14 protein-coding genes are annotated in these 13,993 nt (G+C 38.8%); 13 read left to right on the top strand and 1 reads right to left on the bottom strand.

Features of this window, described 5'->3' with window-relative positions:
- The first annotated feature begins 34 nt into the window (after positions 1-34).
- The 9 genes from PYW42_RS12490 to PYW42_RS12450 all read left to right on the top strand — a co-directional run bounded on the left by PYW42_RS12490 (position 35) and on the right by PYW42_RS12450 (position 9,409).
- On the top strand, positions 35-1,480 hold the full coding sequence (locus tag PYW42_RS12490) for an alkaline phosphatase (RefSeq protein WP_002387323.1): 1,446 nt from the start codon (positions 35-37) through the stop codon (positions 1,478-1,480).
- A gap of 111 nt (positions 1,481-1,591) precedes the next feature.
- Positions 1,592-2,563 (top strand): dimethylarginine dimethylaminohydrolase family protein, encoded by a 972-nt coding sequence (locus tag PYW42_RS12485; RefSeq protein WP_002359145.1) that lies wholly within the window; start codon positions 1,592-1,594, stop codon positions 2,561-2,563.
- Positions 2,564-2,988: 425 nt separating this feature from the next.
- The gene (locus PYW42_RS12480; RefSeq protein ID WP_002410869.1) at positions 2,989-3,678 is read left to right on the top strand and encodes a WxL domain-containing protein; all 690 of its coding nucleotides are present in this window, start codon (positions 2,989-2,991) and stop codon (positions 3,676-3,678) included.
- An 87-nt stretch (positions 3,679-3,765) separates the two neighbouring features.
- Positions 3,766-4,899 carry a DUF916 and DUF3324 domain-containing protein gene (locus tag PYW42_RS12475; RefSeq protein ID WP_002385299.1) on the top strand — a complete coding sequence of 378 codons (1,134 nt, stop codon included), beginning with the start codon at positions 3,766-3,768 and terminating at the stop codon, positions 4,897-4,899.
- Entirely contained in the window at positions 4,880-5,281 is a 402-nt protein-coding gene (locus tag PYW42_RS12470) for an LPXTG cell wall anchor domain-containing protein (protein ID WP_002355092.1), read from the top strand. Before PYW42_RS12475 ends, PYW42_RS12470 begins: the two co-directional genes overlap by 20 nt.
- A 45-nt stretch (positions 5,282-5,326) precedes the next feature.
- Complete coding sequence (locus PYW42_RS12465; protein ID WP_002355093.1) at positions 5,327-5,551, top strand: hypothetical protein; 225 nt, start codon at positions 5,327-5,329, stop codon at positions 5,549-5,551.
- Positions 5,552-5,716: 165 nt separating this feature from the next.
- Entirely contained in the window at positions 5,717-7,726 is a 2,010-nt protein-coding gene (locus tag PYW42_RS12460) for a BglG family transcription antiterminator (protein ID WP_002410871.1), read from the top strand.
- 1 nt (position 7,727) lies between these two features.
- On the top strand, positions 7,728-8,027 hold the full coding sequence (locus PYW42_RS12455) for a PTS sugar transporter subunit IIB (RefSeq protein ID WP_002367331.1): 300 nt from the start codon (positions 7,728-7,730) through the stop codon (positions 8,025-8,027).
- A 14-nt stretch (positions 8,028-8,041) separates the two neighbouring features.
- A complete protein-coding gene (locus PYW42_RS12450) occupies positions 8,042-9,409 on the top strand; it encodes a PTS ascorbate transporter subunit IIC (RefSeq protein ID WP_010816194.1) in 1,368 nt (455 codons plus the stop codon).
- Positions 9,410-9,471: 62 nt separating this feature from the next.
- On the opposite strand, the gene PYW42_RS12445 is transcribed toward PYW42_RS12450, so the two are convergent.
- Positions 9,472-10,446 (bottom strand): alpha/beta hydrolase, encoded by a 975-nt coding sequence (locus PYW42_RS12445; protein WP_002406155.1) that lies wholly within the window; start codon positions 10,444-10,446, stop codon positions 9,472-9,474.
- A 211-nt stretch (positions 10,447-10,657) separates the two neighbouring features.
- Between PYW42_RS12445 and rbsR the strand changes: the two genes are divergently transcribed.
- The 4 genes from rbsR (at position 10,658) to rbsU (ending at position 13,981) form a co-directional block, all read left to right on the top strand.
- Positions 10,658-11,653, top strand: a complete 996-nt coding sequence (gene rbsR / locus PYW42_RS12440; RefSeq protein WP_010816193.1) for a ribose utilization transcriptional repressor RbsR — start codon at positions 10,658-10,660, stop codon at positions 11,651-11,653.
- Between the two features lie 91 nt (positions 11,654-11,744).
- Positions 11,745-12,662, top strand: a complete 918-nt coding sequence (gene rbsK / locus PYW42_RS12435; protein WP_002381157.1) for a ribokinase — start codon at positions 11,745-11,747, stop codon at positions 12,660-12,662.
- 15 nt (positions 12,663-12,677) lie between these two features.
- On the top strand, positions 12,678-13,073 hold the full coding sequence (gene rbsD, locus PYW42_RS12430; protein WP_002372966.1) for a D-ribose pyranase: 396 nt from the start codon (positions 12,678-12,680) through the stop codon (positions 13,071-13,073).
- 20 nt (positions 13,074-13,093) lie between these two features.
- Positions 13,094-13,981: a ribose/proton symporter RbsU gene (gene rbsU, locus PYW42_RS12425; RefSeq protein WP_002410874.1), complete on the top strand. Its 888-nt coding sequence runs from the start codon at positions 13,094-13,096 to the stop codon at positions 13,979-13,981.
- Positions 13,982-13,993 lie beyond the last annotated feature (12 nt).

The raw sequence follows: 13,993 nt of genomic DNA, 5'->3' as shown, positions 1-13,993 counted from the left end.
TCAGAAATCAACTAAGACTTGTTATAGTCAATGTATGGGTAGATATGAAGGAGGAAACAAGGAAATGAAGAAAAGAGCTTTGCTAGGGGTTACCTTATTAACATTCACAACATTAGCGGGTTGTACAAATTTATCTGAACAGAAAAGCGGCGAAAAACAAACAGAGGTTGCTGAAGCGAAGGCAACTGAATCTGAAAAAGCATCAGTAAAAAATGTTATTTTTATGATTGGAGATGGCATGGGGAATCCGTATACAACGGGCTATCGCTATTTCAAAGCCAATCACTCAGACAAGCGTGTTCCCCAAACAGCTTTTGATACCTATTTGGTCGGACAGCAAGCCACTTATCCAGAAGATGAAGAAGAGAATGTCACCGATTCAGCTTCCGCAGCGACAGCGATGGCTGCCGGAGTGAAAACCTATAATAATGCTATTGCACTCGATAATGACAAGTCCAAAACAGAAACAGTGCTCGAACGTGCGAAAAAAGTGGGGAAATCAACGGGTCTTGTAGCAACATCTGAAATAACACATGCAACCCCTGCTGCATATGGCGCACATAATGTTTCACGCAAAAATATGGCAGAAATCGCCGATGACTATTTTGATGATCAAATCGACGGACAACACAAAGTCGATGTGTTACTTGGCGGAGGCTCCGAATTATTTGCCCGGAAAGATCGTGATTTAGTCAAAGAATTTTCCCAAGCGGGTTATGGTCATGTCACAGACAAAAAGTCGTTAAATGAGAACCAAGACGACAAAATTTTAGGCTTGTTTGCACCAGGCGGGCTACCTAAAATGATTGACCGAACGGAAGAAGTCCCTTCATTAGCTGATATGACAGAAGCGGCTCTTCAACGGTTAGATAAAAATGAAAAAGGTTTCTTTTTAATGGTTGAAGGTAGTCAAATTGATTGGGCCGGGCATAGCAATGATATTGTTGGCGCGATGAGCGAAATGCAAGACTTCGAAGCGGCGTTTGAAAAGGCCATCGATTTTGCCAAAAAAGATGGTGAAACATTGGTGGTTACAACTGCAGATCATTCAACAGGGGGCTTGTCTTTAGGCAAAGGAGATCAATACAACTGGTTGACGGAGCCTTTACATGCGGCAAAACGCACGCCTGATTTCATGGCAGAAGAAATTATTAAAAATGGTAATGTGGAAAAAACAGTGACTGAGTATATTGATTTTCAATTAAGTGAGGCTGAATTGAAAGCAGTGAAAACAGCGTCGGAGTCAAAAGATGTTGAAAAAATCGCTCAGGCATTAAGAAAGATTTTTGATGAACGTTCGAATACTGGTTGGACTACTGGCGGACACACAGGAGAAGATGTAAATGTCTATGCTTATGGCCCACAAGCAGAAGCTTTTTCAGGACAAATTGATAATACAGACCAAGCGAAGATTATTTTTGGCTTAGTAGATGGCACCGGGCAAAAAGCTGAGATTAAAGATAAAGGTATTGGCAAATAACAAAATGAAGAAAAAGCAGAACGTATAGAAGTTCTGCTTTTTCTTCATTGAAGGCATAAAAATTTTATCTCTGTTATAATGAAGGTAACCAGATAAAAGTGAGGTCAAATAATGAAAAAAATGCATGTTGAAAGTGAATTTGCACCATTGCGTTCAGTTGTTTTAGCACAATCGCAATTTTGTTTACCAGATAAATTTGATGAAGCGGATACGACTTTTTTAACAGAGGAAAATGCCCGTTTAACACAGAATAATGAAGGGCGTGATTTAGCAGACTTTGCACCAGAACAACAAGTGCGTTGGGAAAAAGAAAAAGAAGTCATGCAAGGAGTATTAGAATCTTATGGCGTAGAAGTATTTCGTCCACGTTTATTGACAACCTATGAAAAAGAACATGGCAAGGAATTGGGCGTAGGATATAGTAACTTCTTTTCACGAGACCCTTTTTTTACAATTGGCAATCTCTTAATAGAAGGAAACTTAAGATTTCAACACCGTCGACAAGAAATTTTACCAATTCGTCCGATTATTCAGCAGTGGACACAAGAAGCAGAAGGCTATTATTTTGCTGCGCCACAACCTGACATTTCTGAAGGGGCTTTAAGTGAAGCAGGTCCCTTTATTGAAGGCGGCGATGTTTTAGTTCTAGGAAAAACAATTTTTGTGGGCTACTCTGGCTTGGCAAGTAACCTAGCAGGAATTCAGTGGTTAGCCAATATGATTGGTCATTTTGGTTATGAAGTGGTGCCGGTTCGGTTACATCCGCATATTCTCCACTTAGATTGTGCGTTAAGCTTGTTGAGAGAAGGCTTGATGATTGTTTGTGAAGAGGCCTTTTTGGATGGACTTCCTGCGCAATTAGCAAACTGGGAAAAAATTCACGTTACTTTGCAAGAAGCAGCGTATTTAGTGACAAATGGTCTGCCGCTTAACGAAGAAACGTATATAACAGACCAATCGTTTACAACCTTAATTCCTCAAATAGAAGCAAAAGGTATCAAAGTTGAGGCAATTGATTACCATGTTTCTAGAATGTTAGGTGGTTCTTTCCGTTGTACAACGCAAGCTTTGATTAGAGAATAGTCAGCGAGTGATTATCAATTTTCGTAAGAAAAAATGTACGTTTTGTCTATGAAAACGATATAATTTTAGTTTTCACTATTTTTTTTAAAAATATTGAGGAAATTTCGATTTAATAAATGCGAGAAAACGTCAAAATGTTAGTGTTTGTTACTAATGTTTTGACGTTTTCTCGCTGTTTTTTTATAAAATTACTACTTTATATGTGAAAAAAAACAATATCTTTTTTGAAAATTACGTTTTCAAAGACACAAAAAGTCGTTGGAACCTTGCTGTTATAGTAAATTCATTTTTTTTGCATGAGGTGTTTAAAATTTGAAATCACAAGCAGTCTTTTTTTCGCTATACTTAGTTTACGTTCTACTGAGATAGAAAAGTTTTTCACTTTTTTATTCATTAATTAACCAAGATATAAAGGAGAGAGTAAAATGAAGAAAAAAACATTGGTAACTTTATTTGCAGGAACGGCAATTTTAGGGGCAAGCATCGCTCCTGCAGCAGCACATGCAACAACGACTGGTACAACACCAGCAAACGTAGAGATGACAAGTGGTTCATTACCAGGCGGTACGGGTGATGGAGATGACGGAAGCACACAAGAACCAGAACCAGGCTCGAATACAAATTTTGATTTGTTATATGTTCCAACAGAATTCAAATTTACTTCGACAGAAGTTAGTTCTGATTTATCAGCGATTTCGTTAGATGCGACAGGTACCCAAACAAAACGTTATGCCGTTGGGGATGTTCGTGGAACACAAGCGGGTTGGTCAGTTACTGCCGGCGTTGCTGAAATGAAAAATGGCACTGCTACTTTAGAAGGCTCAATTACCTTTGCACAAACAGGAGCAGTAGCGAAATACGATGAAACAGCAAAAACATACTCACGTGATGTAGCTGCCTTTGCAGCAGATCCAGGAAGTCCTGAATTTGCTGGAACAACTATTCCAGTAGGTGGAGCAGCTGTATCAATTGCTACAGCAGCAGTTGGTAAAGGTCAAGGTACATGGGATTCTGAATTATCAAATGTAAAATTAAACATTACAACACCTAGTTCACAAATTACAAATGGTGCGTATACAGGTAACGTAACTTGGACATTAGTGGCTGCGCCATAAAAAGTTACTAACGAGAATACTGCATTACTAGAAAAGGAGCTGCGCAGTGGTGCACGGCTCCTTTTCGATACATAGGAGGAACAAATAATGAAGACAATGCGTTGGCTAATCGTCACAGTTTTTATTTGTGTGATGGCATTAAGCATCCCTTCTGCTGTACAAGCAGAAGAAGCGGATGACAACATGAATACAAAATTTACAGTTAAACCCAATATTCCTGAGAATCAAGCGAAAAATACGCAATCCTACTACGATCTCATTGTAAAACCAGGACAGAAACAAGAAGTCGAATTATCTTTAATTAATAAAACAGATGAAGAATTGACGATTGATTTAAATTTAGCGAATGCTGTGACGAATGACAATGGTTTAATTGTGTACAATGATTTCGAGAAAAAACCAGATTCAAGTTTAAAAGTACCCTTGACAACATTAATTAAATTACCTGAGGAACATGTAAAAGTTCCCGCTAAGAAAACCGTAACAGCCAAAATGACTGTCGAAATTCCAGCGAATGGTTTCCAAGGATTAGTTTTGGGTGGTGTTTATGCTTCGCTTGCAGAAGATGAAAAGGAAGAAAAAGGAAAATCAACGGGTTTAACCAGTCGATATGGATTTAATGTAGCAATTGCTTTACGAATGTCAGAAGATACACCGATGTATCTAGCAGAGACTCTTCAATTAGTTAAATTAGTTCCGACCATTGCTTTAGGAAATAAATCGGTCCAAGCGGTTATTCAGAATCCGACATCCGCTATTTTTCCTGAAGTGCGTTTAGAAGGAAAAGTAACGAAAAAAGGCGAAACGAAAGAATATGCCAAACGGATTTTACCAAGTGTTCGTTTTGCGCCAAATTCGACGATGAACTTCCATTTAGATTTCGGGAAAGAAGATGTTCGTCCAGGAACCTATATTTTTGAAGGAAAAGCGGTCTTGAAAGAAGATGAACAACAAGTGTGGCCGTTTAAGCAAGAATTTACCATCAGTAGTCAAGAAGCCAAAAAATTAAATAAAGAAGCAGTAGTGAAATTGGTCCTACCGACTTGGTGGAATCAAGCTTTTTATGGCTTGTTAGCTGCAACAATTGTGAGTCTAATTCTAGCTATTTGGCGTTTTACGCAACAGAAAGCAACACTGAAACAACAAGCCTATTTACAACAAGAAAAACAGGCAGCCTTGAAAAATAGACAAGGAGCACGCTATGATGACAATGAAAAGTAAAGGGTCACTTCTGGTGACGTTGGGAATACTTTTAACCGTTGGCATTGCGAGTCTAATTGTTTCTTCTGAGAGTTTTGCAGAAGAAGTAGGGCAAACGAATATCGGTGTAACGTTCTATGGAGGGAAAGAGCCACTAAAAACGGAAGGTGTCATTAAGCCAATAGAGCAACCAGTCACTGATAAAGATAAAAAAACGTCACAACAACAAGACAAAGTGAGCAGAAAAACCACTGCTAAAACGAATCCGACTAATGCACAGACGTCATTACCAAGGACAGGTGAACGAAATAGCACGTGGCTTTACAGCCTTGGTATTGCATGTTTACTCGTAGTACTAACAAGTTTCTATTATTTGAATAAAAAAAGGAAAAAGGAAAAATAATGTGCTGTTTTTATAAATAGAGTTAATGTAGAAGGAGGAATATAGATGGAGATTACGATGTGGATTTGGATTTGTGCTGGCTTGGCCGTCCTTTGTTTTGCTTTATTTTTACTGTTCTTAGTAAATAGCATGAATTTTGTACATCTGGCAAAGCCTAAGCAGTCTTTAGTAAAACAATCAATGTTTAGTTGGCTGCTTCTGGTGATGTGTGGCGGCTGGGTGGCGGTGGCTATTTTGCTGAATATCGCATTACAAACACAATTAACATAAAGAAAACCCGTTGTAAGTTTTTAAGAAACTTGCAACGGGTTTTTGTTAACTTTAAAATAAAGAACGGTACAATTTATCAAAAAAGTACAGTAGACATTTGTACCCAACTTAGATAGAAAATAAAGCGCTATCATTATATGATGATTACAGGAGGAGGACACAGCTGTGAATTATAAAATAAGTTATCTCCTTGACGAGTATGCAGGGCAAAAAATTGCGCTCTCTTTGGCTCAACAAATAACCGATCTTTCGCAACGAGAATTAGTGACACAACTTTCGACAATAGGCGGAGAAGTTCAACAGAATACCGTCAGCATTCCAAACCTTTCCGCAAATGAATGGGGAAAACAACTTTTTCAACAACGTCAAGTGATCTATAGCGAAACAGAAAGACAAGCACTTATTTTTTTGCTCACTTATTCAGAAATCGAAGAACTATCGGTGTATCATTACCAAAATTTTTTAGACGTTTCGAAAGGCACTATTTTAGCGGATATCAAAAAAGTACGACACCAACTAGCAACTGAAAACATTGCTTTATCCTACGAACGAAAACGAGGGTTTTACCTAGAAGGAGATGAATTTCGGATTCGTCGTTTCGGGAAAAATTGGCTTGCCTGCCTCTTACAACAAAAGTCGGGCACCTTCGCTTTATTTTGCTGGCTCAGTCAGCATCAAATGAGCCAATACGCAAAAATGCGTGACGGCATTCAATTAGCCGTCCAGGAAGCGCAGCTTCAACTAGTACCCAGCAGATTGGATGAAATTAGTTACTTTCTTGCTTTCTCTCAAAAAAGATTAGGCAAATATGGAACAGTCGTCTGGCCTGAGAACCAGTTAATTCAGTCCTTACGCGCTTATCCCGTCAGTCGTCGTATTTTAAGTGATTTAGTCGGGCCTGTGGCGAATATAGAAACTGAGAGTCTTTTTTTCACGATTTGTTTAATGACAGCTTTGCAAGGAGAATTGCGAGATACGAAGTTAGAGTTTTTATTAGATATTTCTGGTGAAATTATTCGGAAAATGGAATTGTTGGCCGTTGTTCAATTTGAACAGCCTCGTGAATTGCTCATGAATGTGTATTATCATCTGGTTCCTGCCTATTTTCGGATTAACTATGGCTTTTACTTGCCGAATGTTTTAATCAAGGATATTCGACAATCGTATCGGTCGCTTTATCATCTTTGTGAACAAGCGTTAGCTCCTTTAGAAAAATTAACGAAACGGTCAATCCCGTCAGAGGAAATCGGTTTTTTTACCATATTATTTGGTGGAGAAATTTTCGGCCAAAAAAATGAGCAACGGCAAGAAAAGCTAAAAGCGCTAATTGTTTGTCCCAGTGGCATCAGTTCTTCGTTGATTTTGCAATCGGAATTGCGTCGGCTATTTCCAATGATTGAATTTAAAGAAACGAATGCGGTGAGGGAAATAGAGAATGTATCTGAAAAAAGCTATGACATCATTTTCTCAACGGTCCCTATTGAAACAGCCAAAAAGGTTTATCTTACCAAGCCCATTATGAGCTCTTTGGAGAAAAATCAATTGATGCACCAAGTTCAATCAGATTGGCTATTGCCAGGTATTTCCATGCCAGATGTTAAAGATATTTTAGATGCCTTAAAACCTTACATTTCCTTAAAAAAAGGAGTCACAGAAGCGCAGTTATATCGTGTCTTGCATCGTAAAATGAACAAAATTTTAGAAAAAGAGGAGGATCTGCGTCCAATGTTATCGGAATTATTAACAACAGAAACAGTCCAAGTCCTGCCTGAAGTTGCAGACTGGCGAGCGGGAATTACAGAAGCTGCCAAGCCGTTATTAAAAAATGGCAGTATTACGGAAAAGTACATTGATGCAATGATTCAAAAAGTCGAATCGTTTGGGCCATTTATCCATATCTGTCCAGACGTAGCATTGCCTCATGCGCGACCAGAAGATGGCGTTAATCAGTTAGGCATGTCATTACTAAAAATCCAAAAAAGTGTCGATTTATTAGAAGATCCTAAGCATGAAATTCACCTTTTTATTTGTTTAGCTGCTTCAGATAACGAAACACATTTACGGGCCTTATCTAGTCTGACAAAAATTCTATCAAAAAAAGAATCATTACATCGCTTAGTGGCGGCTGAAACCGTCCCAGAAATACTATCAATTATCCAAGAAGGAGAGAAATAAGATGAAGATTTTTACAGTTTGTCAAAGTGGTTTAGGAACAAGTTTTATGGTGCAAATGAATATCCAACAAATTTTAGAGGAAGTCGGTGTTGATACAGATAATTTTCAAATTGATCACACAGATGTCGGGAGTGCCAGTGGCGATATGGCTGATTACTTCTTTGTCGAAAAAACATTGCAAGATGCTTTAGGGTCAATTCCTGCTGAAAAAATCATTCCTTTAAATGCGATTATTGATTACGATGAAACGAAGGAGAAAGTCTTGAAAGTTTTAGATGACAATGGCATTGCACATCAATAAGAAGGAGGAAAAACATGGAAACTTTATTGAATTTATTTGTTTCAATTGTTAGCCAGCCAGCGATTCTGGTTTCATTAATTGCTTTGTTGGGATTAGTTTTACAGAAAAAGAAATTTTCTGATGTTGTTCAAGGAACGTTGAAAACATTCGTCGGCTTTTTAGTTTTAATTGGTGGCGCAGGGCTATTAGCGAATTCGTTAACGCCCTTTGCGGAGATGTTCCAAACCGCGTTAAATACACAAGGCGTGGTGCCTAGTAATGAAGCAGTTGTAGCGATTGCCTTGCAACAATATGGGACACCAACTGCTCTGATTATGTTGGTGGGCATGGTTGTTAATATTCTGTTGGCGCGTTTTACACGTTTTAAATATATCTTTTTGACAGGTCAAGCGATGATGTACGTTTCGTGTTTGACAGCCGTTATTTTAGTGGGGGCCGGTTTTAGCGTTAGTTTGCCAATGATTCTTTTAGGTGGTTTATTTGAAGGAACTTTATTAACAGTGACACCTGCTCTTTGTCAGCCCTTTATGAAACAAATTACTGGAAATGATAAAGTAGCAATGGGGCATACAGGGAATATTGGTTATGCGGCAAGTGGCTTTATTGGAAAAGTCTTTGGGAATAAAGAAAAGTCAACGGAAGATATTAAAATTCCTAAAAGTTTTGGTTTTTTAAGAGACTCAACCATCTCAATTATGATTTTGATGTCGATTGTCTATGTGATTTTGGCTTTGCTGGCTGGGACAGGCTATGTCGAGCATGAGTTAAGCAATGGCGAAAATGCGATCATCTTTTCATTAATTCAAGCAGGAACCTTTACGGCTGGTTTCGTAGTGGTTTTACAGGGTGTGCGGATGGTTTTAGGAGAAATTGTGCCAGCTTTCCAAGGAATTGCTAAAAAATTAGTGCCTAATTCTAAACCAGCACTTGATGTTCCCATTATCTTTCCTTATGCGCCAAATGCTGTCTTGATTGGGTTCTTTGTGAGCTTTATTGTGGGAACTATTTCAATGTTAGCGATGGTTGGTCTGAATACCACCGTGATTATACCAGGCGTTGTCGGGCACTTTTTCTGTGGTGCCGCGGCAGGCGTTTTTGGAAATTCCACAGGGGGACGTCGGGGAGCGATTTTAGGGGCTGCGTTTAATGGCTTATTAATTAGTTGGTTACCGTTATTCATTTTACCAGTCTTGGGTGATCTACAGTTAGCATCCTCAACGTTTGCGGATACAGATTATTTAATCCCAGGCCTATTTTTAGGCAAATTAGGTGAGGCAGGTCCGAGTCTTTTAGTAGGAGGAATCATTGCTTTTGTAGTGTTTGTTCTTTTGGCTAGCGCTGTTTTGACTATGCGGGAGAAAAAAGTCGCCGAAGAAAACTAAGTGTTTTGTTCTAAAAAGGCAAGTGGGACAGAAGTCGTTTTGACTTCTGTCCCATTTGCCTTTTACCATTGTTCTTGGATAAATTGTGCAATTTGTTTCCGCGCTTGTTGTCCTTCTGGCAAGTACTGTTTCATTGCGAAAACGTGTTGCATGCCAGGCACCAATCGGCAAGTATCTTGTGGTCGTGGCCCTAATTGTTTTAAAAATTGGTGATAGGAAGGGCAAAAAACTTCATGTGTGCCGCCCACGAAAAAAAGTGGCGGAAATTTTTGATAATCAAAGGACAAGCAATTTAAAGAAAGCGTGGAGTGATTGGCCGTGTCGTCAATCTCTTGGGCAATTAATTGTAAATAGTTCATGCCAATCATTTTGTCCTTTTTTTGATAACTTTTGGCAACAGGAATGTCTAAATGTCCATCTAACCAAGGAGAAATTAAAACAGCAGCTTTGGGTAAGCGTTCAGGAAAATCGATGGCTAAATTCTGCAATACGTTTAAAACCAATGTACCACCAGCAGAATCACCTAATAAAATAACATCTTCGGGATCATAATGCTGTAAAATTTCTTGGTAAGCAGCATAGCAATGATTATAAATATCAGCAAAAGACTTATTTGGTGCTAATGGATATACAGGGATAAAATAATCTGTTGCAAAAGAGAGATCTTCAATTAGTTTATAACTAAAGTCTAATTGGCTATAGGCGAGATTCAATGTAAAGCCCCCACCATGCAGGTACAGTACAGCTTTCTTGGTAGGCGCAATAACGGAGTTTGCCATGCGATACATCGTAGGAAATTGAGTCATTTCTTGAAGAGGAAAAAGATGACGTAAATGTTTTGGCAAAGTTACTTGTTCATTTAATGATCGTTGCCAATGATAAAAAGCCTTGGTGACTTTCGGATTTCGTTCAAGTCGAGCAATTTGGGAAAGACGTAAAGAATCTTCAAAAAGACAGGCTTTTAAGGATTTTTGACGAGAACGTGCGTGAAATAAATATGCGCTAGCTAACAACAAACCAATCGATTTCTTTTTCAATTAAGGCCCTCCATTCAGCAAAAAGTAAATCATTTTTTCTACAGTATAACATTTTAAAAGTAGAACAACGAAATTTGTTGAAGGGATGAAAGGACGGCTTAAACGAATGTACGTATTTATTTGTGGTTGCGTAAAGTAAATGATTGTAGTAAATTAAATGAGATTAAGAGGTCCGGTGAATGGGCGCGTTCACGGCAAGGAGAGAAGTAGGATGACAAATAAAAAGGTTACAATTAAAGATGTTGCCAATGACTCAGGTGTCTCCATTACTACCGTTTCACAAATTTTAAACGGGAATGGGGCACGGTTTAGTGGGAAAACGGTCGAAAAAGTATTGGCTGCAAAAGAGCGATTAAACTATCAGCCCGACTATTTTGCGCAACGTATGGTGATGAAAAAAAATAAGACGATTGGCGTAATCGTACCTGACATTACCAATCCATTTTTCGCGCAATTGATTCGAGGAATTGAAAGTGTTTTATACAAAGAAAATTTTATACTGATGTTATGCAATGCAGAACAAGATGTTACAAGAGAACATGAATATTTAACAGAGTTGATTCGTCGTAGTGTCGATGGCTTTGTGATTGCAAGTTCTGAAATTTCCAATCAAACGATTAATGAAACGCTACGTGCGAAAAAGATTCCGTTTATTGTACTTGACCAAAAAAAAGCAGAAGGCTTTAGCGACGCTGTTTTGACAGACGATTATAGAGGTGGGCAACTAGCAGCAAAGCATTTACAAGAGCAACGACATGAACAAGTCATCGTGGTAATGCCGCCACATGCGCCAGTCAATATTCAGCAACGGTTAAAAGGTTTTTGTTCTGTTTATACGGAAAAGGTCCAGTTGATCGAAACAGAATTATCAAAAACTGGCGGCTACCAAGCTGTCCCCGAAATTTTAAAAACAGAGAGCACCGGAATTTTTGCTATCAATGATGAAATTGCTTTTGGTTTATATCGAGGATTAGCAGAAGCGGGCAAAAAAATTCCTGAGGATTATAGTATTATTGGTTATGACAATGTTGATATGTGCGAGTATGTTTCGCCGCCGCTAACAACAATTGCTCAACCTGTTTTTCAATTGGGGCAAACTACGGCGACTTTATTATTGGAAAGAATCCATCAGCCTGCAAAAGATTGGGAGGAGCAAACCTTGCCTGTCCAACTGATTGAACGATTTTCGACAGCACCCTTGAAATAGCTTTCAAGGTGTGCTATATTTTTGTTGTGGAATTAAAACGTTTTACTAAAACGTTTTAATTAGAATGAAAAAATAAATTTTATTGAGGTGGATGAAAATGAACGCGGTTACAATTATCGGAAGTATCAATTTAGACACAACATTAAGAGTCAAAGAAATGCCAAAACCAGGCGAAACAATTCACGCCATTGAACATTTTACAGCAGGTGGTGGTAAAGGAGCAAACCAAGCAGTTGCAGCGAAACGTTCAGGCGCAGAAACATATTTTATTGGTGCTGTGGGAAATGATGGCGCTGGAGCTATGATGACTGATTTAATGAGTCAAGATGAAATTAATTTAACTGGGGTCACCACGTTAGAGAAAACAGCTACTGGCCAAGCCTTTATTATGGTAGATAACGCTGGTGAAAATAGCATTATGATTTACGCAGGAGCCAATAACGCCTTTACGCCAAAACAAGTCCAGGAACATCAAGAAATTATTGAAAAAAGTGATTTTGTGATTGCCCAATTTGAAAGTGCGATTGATAGTACGATTGCAGCGTTTAAAATTGCTAAAAAAGCAGGCGTCAAAACGATTTTAAATCCCGCACCTGCGTTAGAACAAGTTCCTGAAGAATTACTAAACGTGACAGATATGATTGTACCAAATGAAACAGAAACCGAAATTTTAACAGGCATTAAAATCACAGATGAAGCGAGTATGCGTAAAGCCGCAGAAGCACTTCATCAATTAGGGATTGAAGCAGTAATTATTACAGTAGGTAGTAAAGGAGCCTTTTATGACGTCAATGGACGAAGTGGTATTGTGCCTGCTTTTAAAGTGAAAGCGGTTGATACAACGGCTGCTGGCGATACTTTTATTGGCGCATTAAGTAGTATATTAGAAAAAGATTTTAGCAATTTGGAAGAAGCTATTCGTTATGGAAACAAGGCGTCTTCGTTGACTGTTCAACGTTTTGGAGCCCAACCTTCGATTCCTTATCAACACGAATTGGCAGACAAATAAAAAGGAGCGAGCGACATGAAAAAAACAAAAGTTATTAATTCAGATATTTCCCGCGTCATCGCACAAATGGGTCATTTTGATAAATTAAGTATTGGTGATGCAGGCATGCCAGTGCCTCGGACTACAGAAAAAATTGATTTAGCAGTTACTAATGGTGTCCCTAGCTTTATGGAAGTTTTAAACAATGTTCTTGAGGAATTGGCAGTTCAACGAATTTATTTAGCAGAAGAAATTAAAACAGAAAATCCTGACATGTTGGCAGCAATTAAAACTCGTTTACCAGAAACTCCCATCAGTTTTATTCCTCATACAGAAATGAAACAAGAATTAAACAACTGCCATGCCTTTATTCGGACAGGGGAAATGACCCCATACGCAAATATTTTATTAGAAAGTAACGTTGTCTTTTAAACGAGAGAGGGGAAATAGAGATGAATGCGACTGCATTGTTAATCGGTTTAGGACCGCTTCTAGGTTGGGGGCTTTTTCCAACAATTGCTTCAAAAATTGGTGGACGTCCGGTGAATCAAATTCTCGGTACCAGTTTAGGAACATTGATTTTTGCCGCTATTTTTTCAATGATTAATGGTTTGGTTTTTCCAGCGGGCATGGATTTATTCTTTTCAATTTTATCTGGTGTCGGTTGGGCCTGTGCGCAAATCATTACGTTTAAATGCTTCACGATGATTGGTTCATCACGTGCCATGCCAGTAACGACCGCGTTCCAACTTTTAGGTGCTTCTCTCTGGGGTGTCTTTTTCTTAGGAAACTGGCCAGGTGCGACAGCTAAATTGTTAGGCGCATTTGCCTTAGTGCTAATCATGATTGGTGCCAAAATGACGGTCTGGTCGGAAACGGAGTCCGCTGAGAGTGCTGGGATTATGAAAAAAGCAGTTCTTCTATTAGCCGTTGGTGAAATCGGCTATTGGGCGTACTCTGCAGCACCCCAAGCGACGGCAATTGATGGCATGCATGCCTTTTTACCACAAGCAATAGGCATGGTAATTGTGGCAGTTATTTACTCAGCAGTTGTCACTATTAAGGGTGGGGAAACATCCCCATTTATAGAAGCTGTTTCTTACAAACAAATTTTTTCAGGCTTTTTCTTCGCCTTTGCAGCGTTAACTTATTTAATTTCAGCGCAGCCAGATATGAACGGCTTGGCAACTGGCTTTATTCTATCCCAAACATCAGTTGTGCTTGCAACGTTGACAGGTATTTGGTTCTTAGGTCAAAAGAAAACAGCCAAGGAAATGACCGTAACGATTATAGGCTTAGTTTTGATTTTGGCAGCAGCTACGATCACAGTGATGATTTAAAAAAGTATTCAA

The organism is Enterococcus faecalis (assembly GCF_029024925.1).
GTDB classification, from domain to species: domain Bacteria; phylum Bacillota; class Bacilli; order Lactobacillales; family Enterococcaceae; genus Enterococcus; species Enterococcus faecalis.
The sequence above is the reverse complement of the archived record's forward strand: the minus strand, read 5'-3'. Positions and strand labels throughout refer to the sequence as shown.